Origin of the sequence: Aquamicrobium sp. (assembly GCF_023954335.1) — a bacterium.
GTDB lineage: Bacteria > Pseudomonadota > Alphaproteobacteria > Rhizobiales > Rhizobiaceae > Aerobium.
The window spans coordinates 2046313-2071788 of the sequence record NZ_JAMLIE010000001.1 but is presented as its reverse complement, the minus strand read 5'-3'; the positions used below and the strand labels follow the sequence as shown (position 1 = coordinate 2071788).

At 65.4% G+C, this 25476-nt stretch carries 21 protein-coding genes and 1 pseudogene; 14 read left to right on the top strand and 8 right to left on the bottom strand.

The genetic code is table 11. The features are described 5' to 3' along the window. Window positions 1-11: 11 nt before the first annotated feature. A complete protein-coding gene (locus tag M9945_RS10310; RefSeq protein WP_367944423.1) occupies window positions 12-1328 on the bottom strand; it encodes an O-antigen ligase family protein in 1317 nt (438 codons plus the stop codon). A 211-nt stretch (window positions 1329-1539) separates the two neighbouring features. Here M9945_RS10310 and M9945_RS10305 point away from each other — a divergent pair, with 211 nt between their 5' ends. Continuing rightward, complete coding sequence (locus M9945_RS10305) at window positions 1540-3858, top strand: NADP-dependent malic enzyme (protein ID WP_367944422.1); 2319 nt, start codon at window positions 1540-1542, stop codon at window positions 3856-3858. Window positions 3859-3893: 35 nt separating this feature from the next. Further along, window positions 3894-5054 (top strand): DUF2865 domain-containing protein, encoded by a 1161-nt coding sequence (locus M9945_RS10300; protein WP_367944421.1) that lies wholly within the window; start codon window positions 3894-3896, stop codon window positions 5052-5054. Here the strand turns inward: M9945_RS10300 and gltX are convergent. Together gltX and M9945_RS10290 are read right to left on the bottom strand one after the other, a co-directional pair. Further along, window positions 4972-6345: a glutamate--tRNA ligase gene (gene gltX / locus M9945_RS10295; RefSeq protein ID WP_367944420.1), complete on the bottom strand. Its 1374-nt coding sequence runs from the start codon at window positions 6343-6345 to the stop codon at window positions 4972-4974. The two genes, M9945_RS10300 and gltX, sit on opposite strands and share 83 nt — an antisense overlap. A 16-nt stretch (window positions 6346-6361) precedes the next feature. After that, complete coding sequence (locus M9945_RS10290) at window positions 6362-8044, bottom strand: NAD+ synthase (RefSeq protein WP_367944419.1); 1683 nt, start codon at window positions 8042-8044, stop codon at window positions 6362-6364. 141 nt (window positions 8045-8185) lie between these two features. On the opposite strand from M9945_RS10290, the gene M9945_RS10285 reads away from it, so the two are divergent. After that, complete coding sequence (locus M9945_RS10285; protein ID WP_367944418.1) at window positions 8186-8749, top strand: DUF1003 domain-containing protein; 564 nt, start codon at window positions 8186-8188, stop codon at window positions 8747-8749. Here M9945_RS10285 and M9945_RS10280 read toward each other — a convergent pair. Both M9945_RS10280 and M9945_RS10275 read right to left on the bottom strand, forming a co-directional pair. Continuing rightward, the gene (locus M9945_RS10280; RefSeq protein ID WP_367944417.1) at window positions 8746-9447 is read right to left on the bottom strand and encodes a DNA-3-methyladenine glycosylase I; all 702 of its coding nucleotides are present in this window, start codon (window positions 9445-9447) and stop codon (window positions 8746-8748) included. The genes M9945_RS10285 and M9945_RS10280 overlap by 4 nt on opposite strands. 126 nt (window positions 9448-9573) lie before the next feature. After that, window positions 9574-9993, bottom strand: a pseudogene (locus tag M9945_RS10275) (GFA family protein). Window positions 9994-10329: 336 nt separating this feature from the next. Between M9945_RS10275 and M9945_RS10270 the strand changes: the two are divergent. Continuing rightward, a complete protein-coding gene (locus tag M9945_RS10270) occupies window positions 10330-11286 on the top strand; it encodes an IS481 family transposase (RefSeq protein WP_367942948.1) in 957 nt (318 codons plus the stop codon). Here M9945_RS10270 and M9945_RS10265 read toward each other — a convergent pair. Both M9945_RS10265 and M9945_RS10260 read right to left on the bottom strand, forming a co-directional pair. Then, on the bottom strand, window positions 11283-12662 hold the full coding sequence (locus tag M9945_RS10265) for a class II 3-deoxy-7-phosphoheptulonate synthase (RefSeq protein ID WP_367944416.1): 1380 nt from the start codon (window positions 12660-12662) through the stop codon (window positions 11283-11285). The genes M9945_RS10270 and M9945_RS10265 overlap by 4 nt on opposite strands. Before the next feature lie 144 nt (window positions 12663-12806). Next, the gene (locus M9945_RS10260; RefSeq protein ID WP_367944415.1) at window positions 12807-13499 is read right to left on the bottom strand and encodes a DUF72 domain-containing protein; all 693 of its coding nucleotides are present in this window, start codon (window positions 13497-13499) and stop codon (window positions 12807-12809) included. Window positions 13500-13646: 147 nt separating this feature from the next. On the opposite strand from M9945_RS10260, the gene M9945_RS10255 reads away from it, so the two are divergent. Continuing rightward, the gene (locus tag M9945_RS10255; protein WP_367944414.1) at window positions 13647-15266 is read left to right on the top strand and encodes a hypothetical protein; all 1620 of its coding nucleotides are present in this window, start codon (window positions 13647-13649) and stop codon (window positions 15264-15266) included. A 408-nt stretch (window positions 15267-15674) separates the two neighbouring features. Here M9945_RS10255 and M9945_RS10250 read toward each other — a convergent pair whose 3' ends face one another. Further along, window positions 15675-16160, bottom strand: coding sequence for a DUF305 domain-containing protein (locus M9945_RS10250; RefSeq protein WP_367944811.1), 486 nt, complete (start codon window positions 16158-16160; stop codon window positions 15675-15677). A gap of 762 nt (window positions 16161-16922) precedes the next feature. Between M9945_RS10250 and M9945_RS10245 the strand changes: the two genes are divergently transcribed. The 9 genes from M9945_RS10245 to arsB all read left to right on the top strand — a co-directional run bounded on the left by M9945_RS10245 (window position 16923) and on the right by arsB (window position 25467). Next, window positions 16923-17255 carry a four-helix bundle copper-binding protein gene (locus M9945_RS10245; RefSeq protein WP_209336170.1) on the top strand — a complete coding sequence of 111 codons (333 nt, stop codon included), beginning with the start codon at window positions 16923-16925 and terminating at the stop codon, window positions 17253-17255. 36 nt (window positions 17256-17291) lie between these two features. Further along, window positions 17292-17786, top strand: coding sequence for a DUF305 domain-containing protein (locus M9945_RS10240; RefSeq protein ID WP_367944413.1), 495 nt, complete (start codon window positions 17292-17294; stop codon window positions 17784-17786). Window positions 17787-18045: 259 nt separating this feature from the next. Then, window positions 18046-20526: a heavy metal translocating P-type ATPase gene (locus M9945_RS10235; RefSeq protein WP_367944412.1), complete on the top strand. Its 2481-nt coding sequence runs from the start codon at window positions 18046-18048 to the stop codon at window positions 20524-20526. A 414-nt stretch (window positions 20527-20940) separates the two neighbouring features. Beyond that, complete coding sequence (locus tag M9945_RS10230) at window positions 20941-21321, top strand: DUF411 domain-containing protein (protein ID WP_342453440.1); 381 nt, start codon at window positions 20941-20943, stop codon at window positions 21319-21321. Window positions 21322-21499: 178 nt separating this feature from the next. Continuing rightward, complete coding sequence (locus M9945_RS10225; protein WP_209336172.1) at window positions 21500-21910, top strand: hypothetical protein; 411 nt, start codon at window positions 21500-21502, stop codon at window positions 21908-21910. Between the two features lie 116 nt (window positions 21911-22026). After that, window positions 22027-23451 (top strand): DUF305 domain-containing protein, encoded by a 1425-nt coding sequence (locus M9945_RS10220; protein ID WP_245247952.1) that lies wholly within the window; start codon window positions 22027-22029, stop codon window positions 23449-23451. A gap of 114 nt (window positions 23452-23565) precedes the next feature. Continuing rightward, on the top strand, window positions 23566-23928 hold the full coding sequence (locus M9945_RS10215; protein WP_209336173.1) for a helix-turn-helix transcriptional regulator: 363 nt from the start codon (window positions 23566-23568) through the stop codon (window positions 23926-23928). Then, a complete protein-coding gene (arsC, locus tag M9945_RS10210) occupies window positions 23925-24359 on the top strand; it encodes an arsenate reductase (glutaredoxin) (RefSeq protein ID WP_209336174.1) in 435 nt (144 codons plus the stop codon). The genes M9945_RS10215 and arsC overlap by 4 nt, the downstream gene beginning before the upstream one ends. A 13-nt stretch (window positions 24360-24372) precedes the next feature. Next, window positions 24373-25467, top strand: a complete 1095-nt coding sequence (gene arsB / locus M9945_RS10205; RefSeq protein ID WP_209336175.1) for an ACR3 family arsenite efflux transporter — start codon at window positions 24373-24375, stop codon at window positions 25465-25467. Window positions 25468-25476 lie beyond the last annotated feature (9 nt).

Sequence of the window (25476 nt, the reverse complement as noted above, 5' to 3'; positions counted from 1 at the left end):
CGCCCCCGCCGTCACGCCTCCGCTTCGGGCTCGCGCAGGATGTTGCCGTAGCTTCCGCCGGGCGCGAGCCACATCAGCAGGCCGAGATAGACGCCGTACTGCAAGGTGGTGGAGGCGTGGCCGTAGAAGGTCTGCGTCAGCCCGTAGATCGCGTAGGAGCCGCCGACCCACAGGATCGCGCGGCCCCACACGCGCCGCTCCGGGTCGAGACCCAGCCGCAGGCCGGTGACGAGCGCGATAACCAGCGGCGCGAAGAACAGCACTGCGCCCACGAGGCCCGTCTTCATCGCCATGTCGAGATACTGGTTGTGGACGTTGCTGTACTGGAACAGGACCGAATCGGCAGGCACCCCCAACTCGGGCCGGCGGAGCACTTCGGAATAGGAGTCGATCCCCTGCCCGAGAAGCGGCGCGTCCCGGATCATCTCGAGGGCGACGACCCACATTTGCAGCCGGATGCCGACGGAATCGGTCCGATAGGCGTCGAGGCCGGCTCCGCCGATGAAATCGCTCAGCATCGTCACCATCCCGGGATCGCGCTGGAACAGGACGTTGCCGGCCAGCAGCATCGCGGCGAGCGCGAGGACGGCGAAGGCCGTGGCCGGCCACGGCGCGATGCGGCCGGCCAGCGCGACCATCATCAGCGGGAACAGCAGCAGGAAGCCGAGCAGCGTGCCGCGCGTGCCCGTCAGGAAGACCGCGAACAGCCCGAGCCCGACGACCAGCGCCAGCAGCATCAAAGCGGGCAGGCTGCGATGCGCCTCGATGCGCGCGGCGAGCGCGATCGCCACCAGCCCGACGGAGGTCATCAGCATCTCCGAAAAGGGGATGGCGTTGGTGACGCCGCTGGCGCGGTCGTCGGCGAGGCCGAATGTCGAGAAATCCAGTCCCTGATAGAGCGCGACGGCGATGGCGACGCCGGCATGCGCCGCCGCGACCAGCACGGCGAAGTCGAACAGCCGCTCGCGCGAGAAACCGAACAGGACGAGGAAGATGAAGCCGTTGAGCAAGCCGAGCCCGATGCGCGAGACCTGGTCGATGCTGCTGGTCGGCACCGAGAGCACGGCGATATGGGCAAGGACCAGCGCGACGAAGCAGAAATAGAAGCCGAGATACAGCCGTACCGCCGGCGGCATGACGATCCGCACGCGCGGAAGCCGCCACAGGAGGTAGAGGCCGAGAAGGAGCGACAGCACGTAGAACGCGCCGGCGATCTTCAGGCTGCCGAGCAGCGCCATCCCGGCGACGAATAGCAGCGCGCAGGCGAGGACGGCGCGCGGCGACACGTTCTGAAGCCGCGGCAGGCCGGAAAGATGAGCAAGGAACATGCGCAATTCGGACCTTCTGGCGCTCGATGCGATCGTCGCGGCCTATAGTCGAATGTCGGGGCCGAAACAAGGAAGCGGGCCGTTTCCTTCCCGCATTCCCCGCGCTCCGGCTTCCTGTTTTCGCGCATGTCTTTATCCCGAAAACCGGGTCCCACTTTCGGGCGACATGCGCTAGAAGCGGGTAAAGGCAAGAGGCGGAGGAGGAATGACCATGAGCGCAGAGGGCACCACGCAGGCGGCGTCCGATCTCGACGAGGGGGCGCTCTTCTACCACCGCTATCCCGCGCCCGGAAAGCTGGAGATCAGGGCGACGAAGCCGCTCGGCAACCAGCGTGACCTCGCTCTCGCCTATTCGCCGGGCGTCGCCGCTCCCTGCCTCGCCATCCACGAGGACCCCGCGACGGCCGCCCACTACACGGCGCGCGCCAACCTCGTCGCCGTCATCTCCAACGGCACCGCCGTCCTCGGCCTCGGCAATATCGGCGCGCTCGCCTCCAAGCCGGTGATGGAAGGCAAGGCGGTGCTGTTCAAGAAGTTCGCCGGCATCGACGTGTTCGACATCGAGGTCGAGGCCGGCGAGATCGACCTGATGGTCTCGACCGTGGCGGCGCTGGAGCCGACCTTCGGCGGCATCAACCTCGAGGACATCAAGGCGCCGGAATGCTTCGAGATCGAGGAGCAGCTGAAGGCGCGGATGAAGATCCCCGTCTTTCACGACGACCAGCACGGCACCGCCATCATCGTCGCCGCCGCCGTGCTCAACGGGCTGGAGCTCGCCGGCAAGGCGATCGGCGACGTCAAGATCGTCACTTCGGGCGCGGGCGCGGCGGCGCTCGCGTGCCTCAACCTCCTCGTCTCGCTCGGCGCGAGACCCGAGAACATCTGGATCACCGACCGCCACGGCGTCGCCTATCACGGCCGCGTCGAGGAGATGGACCGCTGGAAGGAACCCTACCTCAAGGAAACCGATGCGCGCACGCTGGCCGACGTGATCGGCGGCGCCGACGTCTTCCTCGGCCTGTCGGCGGGCGGCGTGCTGAAACCCGACCTTCTCGCCGACATGGCGCAGAAGCCGCTCGTGCTGGCGCTCGCCAACCCGACGCCGGAGATCATGCCGGCGATAGCCCGCGAGGCGCGGCCGGACGCGATGATCTGCACCGGGCGCTCGGATTTTCCCAACCAGGTCAACAACGTCATCTGCTTTCCCTACATCTTCCGCGGCGCGCTCGACGTCGGCGCCACGGCGATCAATGAGGACATGAAGATCGCGGCCGTGCGCGCCATCGCCGCGCTGGCCCGCGAGGAGCCGTCGGACGTGGCGGCGCGCGCCTATTCCGGCGAGACGCCGATGTTCGGGCCGGACTTCCTCATCCCCTCGCCCTTCGACCCGCGGCTGATCCTGCGTATCGCGCCGGCCGTCGCCCGCGCGGCGATGGAAAGCGGCGTCGCCACGCGGCCGATCGAGGACATGGCGGCCTATATCGACCGGCTGAACCGCTTCGTATTCCGCTCCGGCCTTATCATGAAGCCGGTGTTCTCGGCGGCCCGCAACGCCGCCTCCAAGCGCGTCGTCTATGCCGACGGCGAGGACGAGCGCGTGCTGCGCGCCGCGCAGGTCGTGCTGGAGGAAGGCATCGCCGCGCCGATCCTGATCGGCCGGCCGCACGTCATCGAGACGCGCCTCAGGCGCTATGGCTTGAAGATCAGGCCCGGCGCCGACTTCGAGATCGTCAACCCCGAGGACGACCCGCGCTATCGCGACTATGTCGACCTCCTCGTCCAGCTCGCCGGGCGGCGCGGCGTCACCACCGAGGCGGCGCGCACCATGGTGCGCACCAACACGACGGTGATCGCGGCGCTCGCCATGATGCGCGGCGAGGCCGACGCCATGCTGTGCGGGCTCGAAGGCCGCTACGACCGCCATCTGCGCAATGTCGACCTGATCATCGGCCGGCGCGAGGCGGTGGAGGAGCTGTCCTCGCTGTCGATGCTGATCTCGCAGCGCGGCGTCGTGTTCCTGACCGACACCTACGTCACGCTCGACCCGACCGCGGCCGAGATCGCCGAGGCGACGATCCTCGCCGCCGAGCAGATCAGGCTTTTCGGCCTGACGCCGAAGGCGGCGCTGTTGTCGCATTCCAATTTCGGCTCGCACGACACGCCGTCCGCGCTGAAGATGCGCGAGGCGGCGGCGCTCCTGCGCGAGATCGCGCCCGACCTCGAGGCCGACGGTGAGATGCACGGCGACGCGGCGCTGTCGCCGCTGTTGCGCCAGCGCGTCTATCCGCATTCGACGCTGGAGGGCGAGGCGAACCTCCTCGTCTTCCCGACGCTCGACGCCGCCAACATTGCGCTGACGACGATCAAGACGCTGACCGAGGCGCTGCATGTCGGGCCGATCCTGCTCGGCACGGCGCGGCCGGCGCATATCCTCACCCCTTCCGTCACCTCGCGCGGCGTCGTCAACATGACCGCGCTCGCCGTGGTCGAGGCGGCGGCAAGGGTGGAGACGGAGAACGAAACAGCCTAAACAAACGGTTAACCCGGCCGTGCTATCGCTCGGTCATGACAAGGGGCAACCGTCTTTTCGGCATCAGCGGCGCGGCGCGGCGGGCTTTCGCCGCGGGGCTGCTGCTTGCGGTCCTCGCGCCGGACGCGGCGCTTGCCCAGGCGGGCACGCGCCTGTGCCGGCAGCTGGAGGCGCAGCTCGCCTCGCTCCCGGGCGGCGGGAAGGCCTCGCCCGCCCATGCGCGGCGTTACGACGACGCCATTACCCGACAGCGCGACCAGATGGCCAGGGCGCGCGCGCAGGCGCGGCAGGCCGGCTGCGGCTTTTCCGTGACCGGGCGCATGGTCTCGTTCTGCGGCGAGATCAACGCCACGCTGGCGCGCATGGACAAGAACCTTTCCGAACTCCAGCGCAAGCGGACGCAGCTCTCGGGCCGCGACAGCCGGCGCGAGCGCGCGCGCATCATGGCCGCGCTCGATGCCAATGGCTGCCGCGCGCCGAAGCACAGTGAGCCGCAGGAGGCCAGCGCCGGGCCGCGCGAGCGGGCGGTGATCGAGCGCGGCTCTGCCTCACGCATCGGCGGCCTTGCCGGCAGCTTCCGCACCCTGTGCGTACGCACCTGCGACGGCTATTACTTCCCGGTGTCTTGGTCGGTGTCGTCGGGCGCGTTCGAGCGCGACGGCAAGGCCTGCGAGGCGATGTGCCCCGGAACGCAGGTCGAGCTGCACTATCACCGCGTCTCGGGCGAGGATTCGGAAGACATGGTCTCGGCCTCCACCGGCCGGCCCTATCGCGAGCTGGAGAACGCCTTCCTCTACCGCAAGCCGGGCGCTTCCGTGCCGGCCGCCTGCGGCTGCGGCGCGGCGGCGCAGGGCGCCCAAGGATTCGAGACCATCGGCGGCGACTACGCCGCCAACGGGCCGGCGAGCCTCACCGAAGGCGAAGGCGCGGTGGAGAGCGAGACGACGACGGCGGCGATACCGCTGCCTTCGATCAAGCCCGACGCGGCCGAAGACCCCGAAACCCTGTCGACGCGCGAGGGCGGGCTCGATGCCGAGGGACTGAAGCGGCTGGCGACGCCGCCGCCGACGAAGCCGGATTCGAAAGCCGGCGGGAAGCCCGGCGAAAGACAGGTCAGGGTCGTCGGGCCAGCGTTCCTTCCCGGCCCAGAAGAGGCAATAGATCTGCAAGCTCAGGACCCTGCTCGCGCCCGGTGAGGGCGAGGCGCAGCGGCATGAACAGCGCCCTGCCCTTGCGGCCGGTCGTTTCCTTCAGCCGTCCGGTCCACAGCTTCCATGTCTCGTGGTCCCACGGCTCCGGCGGCAGCGCGTCGAAGGCCGCGTCGAGGAAGGCAGCGTCCTCGGGCGAGAATGCCGGCCTCTCCTGGGGCCCGTCGCGGACGATGCGCCACCATGGCGCGGCGTCCGCCACCCGCTCGAGATTACCGCGGACAGTGAGCCAGAACGCCTCGGCCTCGTCGCCCTCGATGCCCAGCGCCGACAGCCGGGCGGCGACATCGGCGAAGGGCATGGCGTGGACCAGCGCGCGATTCAGCGTCATCAGCTCAGCCGGATCGAACTTCGCCGCCGATTTCGAGGTCGCGGCCGGATCGAACAGCGCCGCCAGCGCCTCCATCGATGCCACGGCCGAGACGCTCTCCGAGGTGCCGATCAGCACGGCGAGCGAGGCCACCGCCATCGGCTCGATGCCGTCCTCGGCAAGGCTGAGGATCGACAGCGCGCCGGTGCGCTTCGACAGGCCCTCGCCCGACACCGTGGTCAGAAGATTGTGGTGGCCGAAGGCCGGGGGCTTCGCGCCCAGCGCCTTGAACAGCGCGATCTGCGCGCCGGTGTTGGTGACATGGTCGTCGCCGCGGATGACGTGGCTGACGCCGAGCTCGATGTCGTCGACCACCGAGGGCAGCGTGTAGAGATAGGTTCCGTCCTCGCGCACCAGCACCGGGTCCGACATCGAGGCGAGATCGACCGTCTGGGGGCCGCGCACCACGTCGTCCCAGTGGATTTCGGTGCGCGCGGGCGCGAACGGGTCGCCGATGAAGTTGGGCAGGAGGAAGCGCCAGTGCGGCTTACGCCCTTCCGCCTCGTAGGCCGCCTTCTCGCTCGCCGTCAGCTTCAGCGCCTCGCGGCCGTAAACCGGCGGCAGGCGGTGCGACAGCCTGATCTTGCGCTTGCGCTCCAGCTCCTCGGCGGTTTCCCAGCACGGATAGAGCAGCCCCGCTGCCTTCAGCCGCTCGACAGCCGCGTCATAGGTGGCGAAGCGGGCCGACTGGTGGACGGTGACGTCCGGGTGGACGCCGAGCCAGTGGAGGTCGAGCTGGATCTGGTCGGCATACTCGGCCTTGGAGCGGGCGACGTCGGTGTCGTCGAAGCGCAGGATGAAGCGCCCGCCATGCTTTTGCGCGTAGAGCCAGTTGAACAGCGCCGTGCGGGCGTTGCCGATATGGATATGCCCCGTGGGCGACGGCGCGAAGCGGACGGTGACGCTCATGTCGGTCCCTTCTGGGTCATGTCCTGTCCCGGAAGCGGTTGGTGATCGGATAGCGGCGGTCGCGGCCGAAGTTCTTTTTCGTGATCTTGACGCCGGGCGCGGCCTGCCGGCGCTTGTACTCGGCGACGTAGAGCAGATGCTCGACGCGGTGGACGGTGTCGCGGTCGTGGCCGCGGGCGACGATGGCGTCGACGCCCATCTCGCCCTCGACCAGGCATTCGAGGATGTCGTCGAGCACCGGATACGGCGGCAGCGAATCCTGGTCGGTCTGGTCGGGGCGCAGTTCGGCGGAGGGCGCCTTGTCGATGATGTTCTGCGGGATGACCAGACCGGACGGGCCGAGCGCGCCGGACGGCACCGCGCCGTTGCGCCAGCGCGCGAGCGCGTAGACCTGCATCTTGTAGAGGTCCTTGATCGGGTTGAAGCCGCCGTTCATGTCGCCGTAGAGCGTGGCGTAGCCGACCGACATCTCGCTCTTGTTGCCGGTCGTCACCACCATCGAGCCGAAACGGTTGGAGATCGCCATCAGGATGGTGCCGCGGGCGCGCGATTGCAGGTTCTCGGCCGTCACGCCCTCGACCGCGCCGCCGAAATGCGGCGCCAGCGCCTCGACGAAGCCGTCGACCGGCTCGAAGATCGGCACCGTGTCGTAGCGCACACGAAGCGCGCGGGCGCAGTCCTCGGCGTCCTTCAGCGAGTCGGCCGAGGTGTAGCGATAAGGCATCATCACGCAGCGCACCCGCTCCGGCCCCAGCGCATCGACGGCGATGGTGGCGCAGATCGCGGAATCGATGCCGCCGGAAAAACCGAGCACCACGTCGCGAAAGCCGTTCTTGTCGACATAGTCGCGCAGGCCGAGCATGCAGGCGCTGTAGTCGGCCTCCTCGCGCTCGGGAATGGCGGCGAGCGGCCCGTCGATGCACGCCCACCTCCCCTCGCCGCTCCTGCGCCATGTGGTGAGCGCGCAGGCCGCCTCGAACTGCGGCATCTGGAAGGCGAGCGTCCTGTCGGCGTTGATCGCGAAGGACGCGCCGTCGAAGACAAGCTCGTCCTGCCCGCCGAGCTGGTTGGCATAAACGATAGGCAGGCCGCTTTCGATCGTCTGGCGGATGACGACCTGCTGGCGCTGGTCAAGCTTGCCGCGATAATAGGGCGAGCCGTTGGGCACGAGCAGGATTTCGGCGCCGCTCTCGGCCAGCGTCTCGCACACGCCGAGTTCGCCCCAGATGTCCTCGCAGATCGGCAGGCCGAGGCGCACGCCGCGGAAATTCACCGGCCCCGGCATGTGCGGCCCCGGCTGGAACACGCGCTTCTCGTCGAACTCGCCGTAATTGGGCAGGTCGAGCTTGTGGCGCTCGGCGACGACCGCGCCGCCGTCGAGCACGACGAGCGAATTGTGCAGGCCGCTGTCGCGCCGGAGCGGCGTGCCGACGACGACGCCCGGCCCGCCGTCGGCGGTGTCGACGGCAAGCTCCTCGACCGCGCGCGCGCAGGCGGCGACGAAGGCCGGCTTCAGCACCAGGTCTTCGGGCGGGTAGCCGGCGATGAACAGCTCGGTGAACAGCACGAGGTCCGCGCCGGCGCGGGCGGCGTCGGCGCGCGCCTGCCGCGCCAGGGCAAGGTTGCCGGCGACGTCACCGACCACCGGGTTCAGCTGGGCGACAGCGATGCGAAAGGTATCGGGGGCGATGTTCGTCATGTCATGCGTGTAGCGCGGCCATGGCCTGGCGGCAATGGCGTTGGCCGGCCCCTTGCGCCCGGCGAAGGCGCGCGGAAAGATGCGATCCGCGGGCGCCCGCCGAGCGTGCCCGGAAAGCGCCATGTCTTGCGGGAGGTCGCGATGAACAAGACGGTCGAGGAACTTGCCTCCCGCTGGCTGCCGGAGGCCAAGCTCGGCGAGGCGGAGCAGCGGGTGCTGCAAAGCGCGCTGGACCGCCAGCCGGTGGCGCGGGACTTGAACCGGCACATGGCCGACAAGGCCGGGGTGGGCGAGCGCCTCGCCGACGCCATCGCCCGCGTCGGCGGCTCATGGGGCTTTATCCTCAGCTTCCTCGCGTTCCTCGTGCTGTGGGCGCTGGTCAATGTCTGGCTGCTGGCGGCAGACGCGTTCGACCCCTACCCGTTCATCTTCCTCAATCTGGTGCTGTCGATGCTGGCGGCCATCCAGGCTCCGGTCATCATGATGTCGCAGAACAGACAGGCGGCGCGCGACCGCACCGACGCCGCGCACGACTACGAGGTGAACCTCAAGGCCGAGATCGAGATCATGGCGCTGCACGAGAAGATGGACGCGCTGCGCCATCGCGAGATCGTCGCCGTGCACGCGGAAGTGATCGCGATGTCGGAACGGCTGGCGCGGCTGGAAGCCTCGCTCGACGTCCCTCGCCCGGGCAATCCGGCCTAATCCGGCGTCTCGCCGCTGACGCGATTCTCGCCGATGGACATGGCGAGGATGCGCGAGATGTGGGCGCGCGGCAGGCCGGTTTCCTCGGCCCATGCGTTGATCTGCGCCTGCGCCTTCGCCAGATCCTTCTTCGAGGTCGGGTTCTTCGCGATGTCGATGCCGGCGTCGCGCAGGGCGGCGACCACGTCGCTCCACAGGATGAACGCGTCCCAGCCGAGCGAGCGCAAGAGGAACGGCCCGGTATGGCCGCCGAGCCGGCTGCCGTTCCTGGCCAGCCACGCGGTGAGGCCGATCTGGTCGTCGGCCGGCCACGTCGCGAGGAACCGGCCGAAGGAGCCATGCTCGTCCGAGACGCGGGCGACGAAGGCGGCGTTGTCGCGCACGGCGCGGATGTTCTGCGGATTGCGCACGATGCGCTTGTCGGCGGCGAGATCGTGCCAGAAATCGTCGGGCTGGAACGTGAGCCGCTTCGGCTCGAAGCCGAGGAAGGCTTCCTCGAAGCCCGGCCACTTGCTCTCGATGACGCTCCAGACGAAGCCGGCGGCGAAGATGCGCTGCGCCATCGCCGCGAGCACGCGGGCGTCCGGCAATGCGGCGAGCGCGGCGTTGTCGGGCTTTGGTCCCAGAAGCGTGGCGAGGACGCCGGCGCCGCCCTTGCGCTCTTCGGCCCGGGCGCGGATTTCGGCAAAAGTCGGCATCGAGGACCTCCATGGGCAGGGCGCGATCATGGGCCATCGCCGCCGTCCAGCCAAGCGCGGAAATGCGCGGCGGGGAGCGGCGAATTGCCTCCCGCGGGCCATGAAGCCGCGCGGCGGCAAGGCCGGCTATTCCTCGGCCGGCCCGATGCCGCCGCCCCATCCCTCGAACTGCGGCAGGCCGTCAGTGATGTCGTAATAGTCGCCCTTGTCGGCGGCGAAGATGTGCATCCCGCCCTTCAGGCCGGACGGCCGGTCGAAGCTGCCGGCCATGATCGAGGTGCGGTCGAGCCCGTCGCCCTTCCAGAACAGCGCCGAGCCGCATGTCGCGCAGAAGCCGCGCCGCGCGGTGCCCGACGCCCTATATCAGGTCAGGTTCCGCGCGCCCTCCACGTCGAGGTCCTCGTCCCGCACATTGGTGGCGGCGCAATGATGGCCCGTCTGCCGCCGGCATTGCGAGCAATGGCAATAGACCACGCCGCGCAGCGGCCCGCGCGCCGTGAAGCGGACCGCGCCGCAAAGGCATGCGCCGGTGTGCGTCCCGTTCATTCGCCGCCTCCCTTTTGATCGCCGCGAGCGACACTGGCAGGACCTGCCGCGCCGCGCGCGACAGGATGCGACACCGCCCGGCGCCGCGGCAAACAAAAAGGGCGCGGGATCGCTCCCGCGCCCTCGCCTGCCCGCGAGCAGGTGTCCTAGATCGTTTCACCGTTTCACGGAAACGGTGAAACGATCTATCTCTTTGTCTTTACACAATTCCGGACGCAAAACCGCTTCGCACTTTTGCTGGAATTGCTCTAGCTGTGAGCTTTCGGGAGGTTGTCCATTCGGACCGGACCGGGGAGACTGGAGTTACCAAGCTTCAGCATCCACCGGAGGGTCCGAATGAACATCCACAAGAATGCCCGCCTGACGCCGTTGCGTCGAGAGGAGATGGCGCTGTCGGTGATTGAGGGGCGTCTTTCCCAAGCCCATGCGGCACGGACCTATGGCGTGTCGGCGAAGATCGTGGCGCGCTGGGTGGAGCGCTACAAGGCGGAAGGGCGGTCCGGCATGGGCGACCGATCCTCGCGGCCCGCCCATATGCCGCAGGCCACCGCGGCGTCGATCGCCGAGCGTATTGTGGTGCTGCGTCGGCTGCGCTGGACCGGCAAGCACATTGCCCATGAGGTTGGCGTCTCGCCGGCCACCGTCAGCCGGGTGCTCAGGCGCGCCGAGCTGTCGCGGCTCAAGGACATCGAGCCGGCCGCGCCGGTCAGGCGCTACGAACGTGCCCATCCCGGCGAGATGATCCATATCGACATCAAGAAACTCGGCCGGTTCGACCGCGTCGGCCATCGCATCACCGGCGATCGGCGCGGCCAGTCCAACAGTCGCGGCATCGGCTGGGAGTTCGTCCATGTCGCCATCGACGATGCCTCGCGCATCGCCTTCAGCCAGATCCTGCCCGACGAGAAGAAGCAAAGCGCCGTCGCCTTCCTCACGGCGGCAGTCGCCTACTACGCCAGCCTCGGAATCACCGTCACTCGCGTCATGACCGACAACGGCTCGTGCTATCGCTCGAAGGCTTTCGCGCGCGCTTGCCGCGAATTCGGCCTCAAGCACATCCGAACCAGGCCCTACACGCCGCGCACAAACGGCAAGGCCGAGCGCTTCATCCAGACCGCCTTGCGCGAGTGGGCCTATGCCGTGGCCTATCCGACATCACGCCACCGTGCCGCTGAACTGCCGATCTGGCTCCACCGCTACAATTGGCATCGCCCGCATGGCAGCCTAAAGTCCAAACCACCAATCAGTCGCCTCCATCTAACCGGCGACAACCTCTTGAGGCTCCACAGCTAGCCGTTGGCCGCCTTCTTCTGCGGCTCGCCGGCCTTGCTCTTCTTCAGGAGGTCCGAGACGAGGAAGGCCAGCTCCACCGCCTGATCGGCGTTGAGGCGCGGGTCGCAATGGGTGTGGTAGCGGTCCTGCAGCTCCTCGTCGCGGATGGCGCGCGCGCCGCCGGTGCATTCGGTGACGTTCTTGCCCGTCATCTCGACATGGATGCCGCCCGGATGCGTGCCTTCGGCCCGGTGCACCTCGAAGAACGCCTGCACCTCCCTGAGAATGCGGTCGAACGGACGGGTCTTGTAGCCGGCCGCCGTGATCGTGTTGCCGTGCATCGGGTCGCACGACCAGACGACCTTGCGCCCTTCCTTCTCGACCGCGCGAATCAGCTTCGGCAGGTGCTCCCCGACCTTTTCCGCGCCGAAGCGGGCGATCAGCGTCAGCCGGCCCGGCTCGTTCTCGGGGTTGAGCAGGTCGATCAGGCGGATCAGCCCGTCCGGCTCCAGCGAGGGGCCGCATTTCAAGCCGAGCGGGTTCCTGATGCCGCGGCAGTACTCGATATGCGCGTGGTCGGGCTGGCGGGTACGGTCGCCGATCCAGATCATGTGGCCGGAGGTGGCGTACCAGTCGCCGGAGGTGGAGTCGACGCGCGTCAGCGCCTCCTCGTAGCCGAGCAGCAGCGCCTCGTGGCTGGTGTAGAAATCCGTCTCGCGGATCGCCGCATGCGTGTCGGAGGTGATGCCGACGGCGCGCATGAAGTCGATGGTCTCGGTGATGCGCGAGGCGAGCGCCTCGTAGCGCTCGGCCTGCGGGCTGTCGGCGACGAAGCCGAGCATCCATTTGTGGACGTTCTCAAGGCTGGCATAGCCGCCCTGCGCGAAGGCGCGCAGGAGGTTGAGCGTCGCCGCCGACTGGCGGTAGGCCATGCGCTGGCGCGCCGGGTCCGGCACGCGCGAGGTTTCGTCGAACTCGATGCCGTTGATGATGTCGCCGCGATAGCTCGGCAGCGTCATGCCGTCCTTGGTCTCGCTATCGGACGAGCGCGGCTTGGCGAACTGGCCGGCGATGCGCCCGACCTTCACCACGGGCTTGGCGCCGGCATAGGTCAGCACCACCGCCATCTGCAGGAAGACGCGGAAGAAGTCGCGGATGTTGTCGGCGCCGTGCTCGGCGAAGCTCTCGGCGCAGTCGCCGCCCTGAAGCAGGAACGCCTCGCCATTGGCGACGGCAGCAAGCTGGCGGGTGAGCTTGCGCGCCTCACCTGCAAAAACGAGCGGCGGATAGGTCGAAAGCTGACGCTCGGTCTCGGCCAGCGCATCCGCATCGGGATAGGCCGGAACCTGGCTGATCGGCTTTTCTCTCCAGGAATTCGGGGACCATTTCGTCGTCATCTTCGCACCCACTCACGTCACAGGCGGGCGCCGCGCGCCCGCAAAGACCCGGATTGCCGGGACTGCGGCTCCATACACCAGACCGGCGCGCTATTCCACCCTGCTGATAAAGCCGGCGCGACCGCCGGCGGCAGCGCCGGCAGGTCAGCGCCTTCCAAGCATCGCCAAGGCGTTCTCGATCGCGGCGCCGGAAGCGGTGTTGTCGAAGACGCACCAGCTCTCGGGACCCAGGAGCCGCGAAAACGCGGCGAGCTCCGCATCGGAATAGCTGGAATAGTAGACCTTCGGCTTGCCGTGCAAACGGACATAGCGGGGCGCCTGCCGGAAATCGGAAGCGGGCCAGACCAGCGCCGGATCGGCGAGCACCCGGTCGATCGAATACCGCTCCAGCAATGCGAGCGCCTGTGCGGATGCCCAGCACCTGTGCCGCACCTCGATCACCAGCGGCCCTTGGTCAAGGTCGCGCATCGTATCGAAAGCGGCCTCGAACCGTTCGGGGTCGAACCGCAGGGACGGCGGCAGCTGGCACAGCAACGGGCCCCGCTTGCCGCCCAGCGCCGCGATGTCCTGAAGGAAGGTCGCGAAGGGCTCGCGGATGTCCTCCATCGCGCGCTCGTGCGTGATCGCCTTCGGGATCTTGACGGCAAACCGGAAGCCATCGGGCGTGGCTTCGGCCCATCGTTCAAAGGTCGATGCCTTGTGGCGGCGATAGAAGGTCGAGTTGACCTCCACCCCATCGAAGACCGCCGCATACCGCGCAAGACCGCTTCCCTCCTCGGGAAAGGCAGCGGCGACGGTTCGTGGAATTGACCAGGCCGCGGTGGCGATGACGGGCAAGCTCGACCTCTGGAATGGCGTAAAAAGCATGGCGTGCCGAAGCCGAAGAAACGGAGAAATACGTCTACGCTATAAAGCTCTAAAGTATATAGATTAGAAGCCAAAACAGAATTATTTAGATTCGAAGCTAACTGCAAAGACGGCGGCATGACCAAAAGCATGACTGACGCCTTATCGTCCTTGGCAAGCCGCATGCCGCGCGTCGTGCGCGAGCATGAAGTGCTGCGCGTCGCCGGATGGATTCCGGGTGACGATCCCGCCGCCGTTGCCAACGCTGCCATTGGCGAAGTTCTCAGATGGGCGCAGCGGCGCTGTGGTGGTCAGCTGCCGCCCGAGGCTTGGGCGCGCAAGTCCTTTGACTACCTGTCGGGCGGGCGGAACAGCAGTTGCGTTCGCCTCCAGTCCGGTACGTCCGATCTCTGGGCCACCCGCGCTGACGACCCTGACAAGAACGTCGCCGAACGAGTATGGACCACAGAAGTCGTCGTCGGTCTTCTGCCCGACCAACCCGCCAAGTTCAGCGCGCGATTGCTGGTTAGCACGCCCGAGGCCGATCTGCAGATCGAGCCGCATACACCGGGTTTCATACAGCAGGTTGTCGAGAATTGCAGACTGATCAGCAGCCAGAAACTGCTCTCGGTCGCGCCGACGGTCTATGAGACCGAGACAGACGCCGAAGACCTGATCGGCTATCTGATCGACCCGTCCCGGCAACTGCCCATTTTCGTTGTGACCCTAGCCGAGAACGGACAGGCCGATCACCCGACGCTCGACACAGCTGCTCTCAGCCGCGCCATGCTGGGAATCGGACATGTAGCTCTGCTTCACCCCAAGGCGACCTGGCGGCTCACTGAACGGTTCGGGAAGTTCAAATCGGTCTTCGGAGGCTCGGCGCGTGTTTATCTGTCCGGCTTTTCCGATGATGCGGACCCCTACATACATCGCCTCGTTCTCGCCAATCAGCTGGACACGACCGACGCCGCCGCCCGGGCAACTCGATGGATGCGGCAGTTGGCCGCGCAGGAGAGTGTCCTGCGAACGAAGCTCGGCCGCGATGTGTTGTCCTTCGCGGCGATCCGGGATGCCAGCCTCCAACTGCGCCAGCAAAACCTTCGTAACGAGGATGCCAGCATCAGTGACCAACTCGCCGCCGCAAACGACCGGATCGCTGCACTTGAAAAGCAAGTCGCTTCGCTGGGCTCGGAACAGGATTACTACATCGCAGAATATGAGAAGGAGCGGGCGCGCGCTGAACTCTCGGAATCTCAGGCACAGAAATCCGCGCATCGGATTCAGCACCTCACTGATCAACTGACATCCAAAGGCAACGATCCTGACCACGACATCGGTCTGCCGTCCTGCTGGTCCGAGCTTGCGGACTGGAGCGATCAGAACCTTGCCGGTCGCTTGGTGCTGACACCGAACGCGCATCGCGGTACCCGCAAGCCGCTTTATCAGGACTTTGAGACGGCGGCTCGCTGCCTCCTATGGCTCGCCACCGACGGCCGGAATCAAAGGATTCACGGCGGTCGGGGCAACATGAGCAATGTGACGATCATGGATGGCGTTCAAAACGCTTCCTGTGGTGCAGACACCTATGATTTCGACTGGAACGGCCGCAGGTTCTCAGCTGATTGGCACATCAAAAGTGGTGGAAACACACGCGATCCAATCCGTTGCCTGCGCATCTATTACTGCTTTGATCCGCATACACAGCAAATCATTGTGTCTGACATGCCGGCGCATCGCCGGACAGGTGCGACATGAGCCAGATCGGCCCCCACAAGACAAGCAGCGATGCTTGCGCGGAAAACTAATACTATATTTGTCCGATGAGGATATGTCAGGCCAAAATGTGAGTTTGCGGAAACTTATCGCGCTGGCGGCATGCGGTGATCGGTGGCTTTTTTGATATTATATGCGGTAATCGGCAGTGTTTGGCGGAGGGAATGGGCCTGATGTCCAACCTTCTCTGGGCGCGCGAGTACGCACGGATCAGCGCCACTCGATGAGCGAGATGGATCGTCGCAGCACAGCGCGTCACCACGATCCTCAGCTTCTCCCCGTCGGCCCAATGCCTCCGCCGCCCCCCGCAGGTGATGGCCTCGACTAATTCGTTGGCGTCCGACATCACGCTATGCCTATCCCCATCCTCCTGCTTATGCCGCTGCCAATTCAATCGAGGCGTTCTTGGATCTGTTCCATTTGCTCGATTTCAGATCGTTGCGCCTCGATGATCTCTTCGCACAGAGCGACCAACTCTGGATCGCTCAGCGCCGCCTCTCGGCACATGAGGATGGCGCCCGAGTGATGTGGGATCATCGAGTCGACGAATTGGCGGTCGTGGATCAGCGTTTGTGAGCGCGTGGCGGCGAAAGACGCAATCGTCAGGGCGATAAACAGGCCGTGGAGAGCGATATTGAGTGCCTTCCTTGGAAACATGCCGGGCATCGTGGCCAGCATGAAGATTCCCATCGGCGCCCACATGGTCACCGCCATATAGAACATGTTGAGGTTGTTCCGGAAATCGTGCAGCCCATCGATCATCGAGAACATCACGACATACATGACCAAGAGGCCGAGAGCCATGTTGATCCAGAACATCAAGTACGGACGGCCGGAGCTTCCGCTGTGCTGAGTATTATCAGAGGACTGCGCCATGTCTGCCATTTAACCTTTTCTGCCGACGCTTGGACCGATCACGCCGTGACGTCTTCCCTTGCAGCAGGCCCGAGCTGCGCCAGGCGAACTAGTATCGGGCACCAGTAGTCACATTACCGGTTGTGCTGGAACAAGTCTTCTCCATCGTCGTTGCCTCGCTATGGAACGACCAGCCGCCAGCGCGAAAGCTGCGTCAGTCTGGCAGAAGCTTTCGAACATCGTTACGCTTCTGGCGGTCGCCATGTTCTTGACCCATGCGGTAGCTGCCCAAGGCCTTCTGCCACACATACATGTCCATACCGATGCTACTGCCGGAGCACCGCCTGTCGCGGACGACGCTGCTGCCGAGTCGGAGCAAAGCCACGCACATCCATCGATGGTCAGCGAAAAGCATGGCACAGGGGATGCGACTCCTGCCTGCTGCGGAGAAGCCTGTCTGTCGGCACTGCTGCCAAGCGAGTCTCCGTGCCCGGATTGGCCATGGGGCGCAGGGGCTAAATCTCATGTTCTTGTCTCGCTCCTGAACGGGCTTGGTCCCGACGGGCTACGTCGTCCTCCACGACCGTGATCTGGTCTGATCTGATCGTCTTCCCTCGAGATCACGCCTGACCTGAGACAAGGCATCAGCGTGTCTCCGAACCAGATACGGCTGGGGAAGCGATCGGTCGATCCGAGGCAGACGCCATGCGTCTCCGACAGCAGTGAGCGTCGGCGCGGCGCTTGCCGCTTCTCAACCCCAAAATTCCGAATTGGAGAATCCAAATGCACCAGATGTCCCCTGAAATGCAGAGCTGCATCGACGAATGCCTGCGCTGTCACAGCGTTTGCCTCAGCACAGCCATGAACCACTGCCTGGAGGCAGGCGGCCAGCACGTCGAGCCAGGTCACTTCCGTCTCATGATTGCCTGCGCCGAGATCTGTCGGACCGCGGCAAACTTCATGCTGATGGGCACCGACCTTCACAAACGCACCTGCACAGTCTGCGCAGAAGTCTGCGAGGAGTGCGCCCGGAGCTGTGAACAGATCGGCGATATGCAGGAATGCGTCGATGCCTGTCGCCGGTGCGCCGAGAGCTGCCGGAAGATGGCCGCCTGATTCCAACAGAGCCAATTACATCAAAGGAGAACTCTCATGCGTAAATTCGAAGTAGCCACAATCTTGGCTGTCCTGCTCGCTGCTCCCGCCGCCCTCGCGCAAGAAGGCGGGATGCACGGGCAGCACGGCCAGACAGGCCAGCATGGCCAGATGGCAGACCTGTCGATCCTGCCACAGGGCTGCCGGGATGCTATCCAGCAGTCCGCGGCGCCAGACATGATGCAGGGTATGGACATGTCCGGCATGATGGGAAGCATGGAAGGCATGGACGAGGCCCAACAGGCCTCCATGCAGGCCATGATGGAGATGAACGGCCCGATGATGGCCACCCACACCATCAAAGACCCCGATCTCGCCTTCCACTGCGGGATGATCGCGCATCATACGGGCGCCAGCGCCATGGCCGAGGTCGAACTCCAATACGGTGATGACGAGCAGTCGAAAGCGCTCGCACAGGAGATCATCGACTCTCAGCGCCAAGAGATCGAGGAGATGACCGCCTGGGTCGAGGAGAACGCGGGTCAGCAGTAAGCATGTCGGCCGCCGGAGCTCGAGGCTTCGGCGGCTCCGACAGAAGACTGCCTGGCATTGCGGAAGGCGCTGCCGAGATCGACACTACACATTCGAAGGTACGTCCAGAAACGCTGCGCAGGCAGAACCGGAAGAGCGAAATGTCCTTCGTCACCGTCACGGCAACGGCTTCCGCCTTGCGATTTACTCTTGACCTTCCAGCGATGGGAAGGCGCACGCTGAATAATGACGATTCTCGGGCACTTCCCGGACGAGGTACATGATGGCCAACATGAGCAAAGACCAACACCAGCTCTCCGCGGGTGCCTCAAAAGACAATGACTCACCGCGCGGCGGCGAGCATCACCGGTCGGGACATCATCACGAACACGGCCCCGACCACTCGGGCCACCATCACGGACCGGAGCACCCACACGGCACGGCTGCGGCTCCGGCCGACACAGCGCATCGGGTGAAGGATCCGGTCTGCGGCATGATGGTCGATCCTCACACAACGCAGCACAAGGCAGAGCACGCCGGTCGACCCTATTACTTCTGCTCGGCGGGATGCCGCTCGAAGTTCCTGACCGAGCCTGAACGCTACCTCGACCCGGCCGCCGCCGCGGCCAAGGCGGAGCCCGTTCCCGAGGGGACGGTCTACACCTGCCCCATGCACCCGGAGATCCGGCAGATCGGCCCGGGTTCGTGCCCCATCTGCGGAATGGGGCTGGAACCGGTGCTCGTCAGTCTCGAGGCTGAGCCCAACCTTGAACTGATCGACATGCGGCGGCGCTTCTGGATAGGGCTGGCGCTGACCATTCCGGTAATTGTCCTGGAGATGGGCGGTCATTTTCTTGGGCTCAGCCACTATATCGGCCAGCGCACCTCCAATTGGCTGCAACTGATCTTCGCGACGCCCGTCGTCCTTTGGGCGGGATGGCCGTTCTTCGAGCGTGGCTGGCAATCTCTGGTCACGCGCAATCTCAACATGTTCACCCTGATCGCCATGGGCACAGGGGCAGCATGGGTCTACAGCCTGGTGGCGACGCTCGCGCCCGGCATTTTCCCGGATGCTTTCCGCCAACCGGATGGCTCGGTCGCGGTCTACTTCGAGGCTGCGGCGGTCATCACGGTGCTGGTACTGCTCGGGCAGGTGCTGGAGCTGCGCGCCCGCGAGAGCACCAGTGGCGCGATCCGGGCGCTACTCGATCTCGCGCCCAAGACCGCGCGGCTAATTCGTGATGATGGCGCCGAGGAAGAGGTTCAACTCGACGGCGTTCATGTCGGCGACCGCCTACGGGTCCGGCCCGGCGAAAAGGTGCCGGTGGACGGCGAAGTCCTGGAAGGCCGCAGCGCCATCGACGAGTCGATGGTGACCGGCGAGTCCATGCCGGTGACCAAGGAGGTGGGTTCGAGGGCGATCGGCGGCACCATGAACCAGTCCGGCGCGCTGGTGATTGAAGCGCGCAAGGTCGGCCGGGACACCATGCTCTCGCAGATCGTCCAGCTCGTCGCCGAGGCGCAGCGCAGCCGCGCACCCATCCAGCGCCTCGCCGACCAGGTATCGGGGTGGTTCGTGCCGGCAGTGATCCTCGTCGCGGTCCTTGCCTTCATCGCCTGGTCGATCTGGGGCCCGGAGCCGCGCTTCTCCTTCGGTCTTATCGCAGCCGTTTCCGTCCTCATCATCGCCTGTCCCTGCGCTCTCGGCCTTGCGACGCCAATGTCCATCATGGTCGGCGTCGGGCGCGGCGCTCAAAATGGCGTTCTGATCAAGAACGCCGAGGCGCTAGAACATATGGAGAAGGTGAACACGATCATCGTGGACAAGACCGGTACTCTCACCGAGGGCCGACCCGCCGTCACCGCCATCGTTGCGGCGCCCGGCTTCAATGAGGAGGAGGTGCTGCGCCTTGCCGCAAGCGTGGAGCGGGCGAGCGAGCATCCACTAGCCCTCGCCATTGTGCGCGCGGCGGAGGAGCGCAGAATCACAACGGCGCCAGTCGCGGATTTCGACTCGCCCACCGGCAAGGGCGCGCTAGGAGTGGTCGAAGGCAAGCGCATCCCGCTTGGCAATGCAAAGTTCCTTGCCGAACAGGGGGTCGATGTCGCGCCGCTGGCCGAGGAGGCGGACAGGCTGCGCGAGGACGGCGCGACCGCGATCTTCATGGGTGTGGACGGACAGGTTGCTGCGATCTTTGCAATCGCCGATCCGGTCAAGGCATCGACGCCGGAGGCGCTGGCGGCGCTGAAAGCACAGGGCATCCGCGTGGTCATGCTCACCGGCGACAACTGGACGACGGCAAAGGCCGTGGCGCGTCAACTCGGCATCGACGAGGTGGAGGCGGAGGTCCTGCCCGATCAGAAAAGCGAGGTCGTCCAGCGGCACAAGGCGGCTGGCGAGGTCGTGGCGATGGCCGGCGACGGGGTCAATGATGCGCCGGCGCTGGCAGCCGCGGATGTCGGCATTGCCATGGGCACCGGGACCGATGTGGCGATGGAGAGCGCGGGCGTCACCCTGCTGAAGGGCGATCTTGTCGGCATCGTGCGGGCGCGGCGGCTGTCGCAGGCAGTGATGCGCAACATCCGCCAGAACCTGTTCTTCGCCTTCATCTACAATGCGCTTGGCGTCCCGGTGGCGGCGGGGATCCTCTACCCGTTCTTCGGCATTCTCCTCTCGCCGATCATCGCCGCGGCGGCCATGGCTCTGTCGTCGGTGAGCGTCATCGCAAACGCGTCCCGGCTGCGTGCCACGAAATTGTAGGAGCCAAGGTGAGCGAAGAATCTGTCCAGCACTACGGCTCCGATACGGCTCACGAGGCCGTGTTCGTCTCCAGCAAAGTGTCCTTCCTTGCGCCGCCTCAAGTTCGGCGGCGGCAGCTTGTGCTAGTATCTGCCAGTCATCGCCAACAGGAAGCTCGCCATGAACGAGATGATGTCCGGCGGCATGATGTGGGGTATGGGCTTCTGGGGCCTCCTGCTTCTGGTGCTTGCGCTCCTCACCGTCGCAGCATTGATCAAGTACGTATTTTTCCGCTGAGATCGTCGGCGGCGTTCGTTAGGACTAGAGATGCGAAATGACCATGCGATCAGCCGGCGCGCCTTCTTGGCAGGCCTTGGCTCGATACCTGTTCTGCTTTCAGTACCGGGGACAGGATATGCCGCAAGCTCGCCACTCGTGACCGTTACCAAGGACCCGAACTGCGGCTGCTGCACCGGGTGGGCCGAGCATATCGAGGCCGCGGGATTTCCGGTGCGGATCGTTGAATCCCAGAACATGGACGCCATCAAACAGCGGCTCGGCGTGCCCCCGGCGCTCTACTCGTGCCACACGGCCGAAGTCGACGGCTATGTCGTCGAAGGCCACGTTCCAGCCGCGGCAATCCAGCGTCTCCTGACCGAGCGCCCGGCGGCCACGGGCCTCGCAGTTCCCGGAATGCCGGCGGGCTCGCCGGGCATGGACTTCCCGGGCATGACTGCCGAGCCGTACGAGGTGTTCCTGTTCACTCCCGCCGACCACAAAATCTTCGGGCAGTTCCGCGGCGCGCAGGAGGTCTGAGAAGAACGCTGCTCATGACCCATCGGACTGCCACCAGTACCATCCAGAATGGGCCCCGCGGGGCGGAACCTGCCCCCGTGAGCAGCCTCGGCTGCCTGCGTCCGGATGCCGGCGGGCGAACGGATATCGACTGGTGCCTGACAGGCCTCCGTCCTGACCTCGCGCAGGAAGCCACGCCATGAGCAGGAGCTCGACTGCGGCGTTCTGGTCGAAAAAGGACTGGCCGCGCCAGTTCCTGACCGGCCTGCTGCTGCTCGTCTTCAGCGCTTTCGCTGTCCTTGGAACGGCACATGCCAGTTCAAGCACGCATGCCACGCACCTGGATCAGGCCGTTGCCAGCGCGCAGCATGACGTCTCTTCGCAGCATTCCGACGACCGCAGCGAGGCTGCGGACGAACGATGCTGTCACCCTGAAGCAGCGCCGGATCTGGATTGCGGCCAGGTCTGCACCTTTCTTGCCCTGCTTCCCGATCCACTGCCGGCACTGCCAGCGTTGGACGGGGAACCGCCCCTTCGCATTCAGCACAGTGTTCTGGGCCGAAATCCTTCAGGCATCCTGAGGCCACCGCGTCTGACCACGATTGCATAGTGAAGCACGGCCGGGAGCTGTTCGTTCCCGGCTGCTCCAGCAACCGACGATCAGATGAAGCCGGAAAGCGCACGTCCGAGGATGTGAGGCGTTTCTCCGGCGCCAAAGGATGCACAATGATGTACCGAACAATAATTGCCCTTTCCGCCACTCTCCTGATGGGGGTTTCCGGCGCTGCTCTGGCCCAGCAGGCAGAGCATGACGCCCACCGCCCCGAGACGCTGCAGGCGCAGGAGGATCGGGCCCCTGCTCCCATGTCTCCTTCAGGACAGATGCCTTCGATGGCCGATAGGGACGCGGGAAATTTCACCAAAGCTTATGTCGATGCGATGGACGAGATGCACGGGCCGATGATGGAGGGCGTCATGGCGGGAGACCCGGACGTCGCCTTCGTCCGGGGCATGATCCCGCACCATCAAGGTGCGATCGATATGGCGAAGATCGTGCAGCAATACGGAGATGACCCGCAAACGAGAGAGTGGGCGGCGCAGATCATCGAAGCACAGGAGCGTGAGATCGCCGAAATGCAGGCATGGCTGGAGACGAATGCCAGCCAGGAGCCTGCCGGCTTCATCCAGAGGGACGGAACCGTGTACTCCGCCAACGAGGGCGGCAATTCAATCAGCTCCATTGATCTCGGCACCGGTTCTGTCGAGACCGTTCAGATCGGCGTATCGCCACACAATGTCGATCTGACGCCGGACGGGAATCTGCTGCTCGCGGTCGGGAGCCCTGCCTCCGATCACGCTCACGGATCGGCGGACGATGGACATGCCGAGGCCGAAGCGGGCGGAGGGGTTCTGGTGGTGCTCGACCCACAGCAACTATCGCAACCTGTCGCCACTCTGGAAGTCGGGGCGCATCCTGCGCATGTCGTCGCCGATCGCACCGGGCGTGCCTATGTTTCGCTGTCCGGCGGGAACGAGATCGTAGTCGTTGATCTCGCAAAAGCTCAGGTTATCGGGCGCATCGCGACCGGAGCCTTTCCGCACGGACTGCGCCTCAGCCCGGATCAGAGCGAGCTCTATGTGGCCAATGTCGATGACGGCTCGGTCTCCGTCATCGACACCCAGAACCTGACGGAGCTTGCGCGCATGCCGGTGGGCGCAGCGCCGGTCCAGGTCGGGTTCACGCCCTCGGGCGATCAGGTCTACGTCTCTCTTCGAGACGAGAACCGGGTGGCCGTCATCGACACCGCATCCCGCGAGGTGACGAACAGGATCGACGTCGGGCCGAACCCGATCCAGATGTTCGCCACACCCGACGGAGCCTACGTCTATGTGGCTAACCAGGGCACCGACGCGGAGCCGAACGACACGGTGTCCGTGATCGACACGGCGACCGGAGAAGTGGTGAAAACGATCGCCACCGGGGGTGGCGCTCACGGCGTATCGTCATCGGCTGACGGGGCATTCGTGTTCGTGACCAACATTGCCGACGATACCGTGTCGATCATCGACGTGGCGAGCCAGGACGTCGTCAAGACCGTCCCGGTCGGCGACCGCCCGAACGGCATCGTCTACCGCGGATCAAACCACTAAGGAGGTGAATGGCGCCGGAGGCAGTTCCGGCGCCACTTCCACAGCCACCGCTGGAGGTGATCGGCAGGGCTATCCTGGCATTGACACCAGAAACATCTCCACTATTCTGGAGATATGGAAAAAACAGATATCATCGCTGCCTTGTCCGCGCTTGCGCAGGAGACCCGGCTCGATATCTTTCGGCTGCTGGTGCAGGCCGGGAGCGAAGGACGCGCAGTCGGGCATATCGGCGAGAAGCTGAACCTGCCCTCGGCCACCCTGTCATTTCACCTGACCCAGCTGAAGCATGCCAGCCTGGTGACATTCCGCCGTGAGGGGCGATCTTTGATCTACACCGCCAACTTTGCGGCGATGAACGGGCTGATGGCCTATCTCACAGAAAACTGCTGTGGCGGCGACACCAGCGATTGCGCGGTCGGCGCAGCTGTCTGTGATCCGTCCGGCAACGCCACAATTAAGGAAGGTGCCGGCGCATGAGCGCGAATTACACCGACGTCATCATCTATCATAATCCTGAGTGCGGAACTTCGCGCAACACGCTGGCCATGATCCGCAATGCCGGGGTCGAGCCGCACGTCATCGAGTACCTCAAGACTCCGCCCTCGCGTACGCTGCTGCTGCTGCTCGTTGAGCGGATGGGCGTCTCGGTCCGGGACATCCTGCGCGAGAAGGACACGCCCTACGGCGAACTCGGTCTCCACGACCCCGGTCTGACGGAGGAGCAACTGCTCGATGCGATCGAGGCTCACCCGATCCTGATCAACCGGCCCATCGTGATCAGCCCGAAGGGCGTCAAGCTGTGCCGCCCCTCCGAGACTGTCCTCGACCTCCTGCCGCCCCAGAAGGGTGCCTTCACCAAGGAGGATGGCGAGAAGATCACCGACACCGCGGGCAACAGTCTCGCCTGACAGGAAACTTCCAATGTCTAACGCAACAGCGCCGGCACGCCGGCTGTCCTTCCTTGACCGCTATCTGACCGTCTGGATCTTCGCGGCGATGGCGCTAGGCGTGTTCCTCGGAACCGCTTTTACGAACCTTCCCGCGGCGCTCAACGAGATGTCGGTCGGTTCCACGAACATCCCGATTGCGATCGGCCTGATCCTGATGATGTACCCGCCGCTCGCCAAGGTACGCTACGAGGAACTGCATCGCGTCTTCGCCGACAAGCGCGTGCTCGTGCTATCGCTGGTCCAGAACTGGATCATTGGCCCGGTGCTGATGTTCGCGCTCGCCGCGATCTTTTTGCGCGACTACCCCGAATACATGACCGGCGTGATCCTGATCGGACTGGCGCGCTGCATCGCGATGGTTCTGGTCTGGAACCAGTTGGCCAAGGGCGACAATCAGTACGTCGCGGGCCTCGTCGCCTTCAATTCGATCTTCCAGATCCTGTTTTTTTCGACCTACGCCTGGTTCTTTCTCTCGGTCCTGCCGCCACTCTTCGGGCTGGAGGGCAGCGTCGTGGATGTCGGCTTCTGGACAATCACCGAGGCGGTGCTGATCTATCTCGGCATCCCCTTCGCGGCCGGATACCTGACCCGGCGCATCCTGATCGCGCGAAAGGGTCCCGATTGGTTCCAGGACGTCTTCCTGCCGAAGATCAGCCCGATCACCCTCGTCGCGCTGCTCTTCACCATTATGGCGATGTTCAGCCTGAAGGGCGGCGACGTGCTGCTTCTGCCGTTCGACGCGCTGCTGATCGCGGTGCCGCTGGTGATCTACTTCGTCGTGCAGTTCGTCATCAGCTTCGCCATGGGCAAGCTGATCGCCGGGGACTATCCGCGCACGACCGCGATCGCCTTCACTGCCGCTGGCAACAATTTCGAGCTGGCCATCGCGGTCGCGATCGCCGCATTTGGACTCGCTTCCCCGGTCGCCTTCGCCGCCGTAATCGGGCCGCTGGTGGAGGTTCCGGTGCTCATCCTGCTGGTGCATGTCGCTCTCTGGCTCGGCCGCCGCTGGTTTAGCGGTTCCCCGCCTGCCGCCGTGCCGGCGGCCGCGACAAGTCAGCAGTAGGAGGCCGGT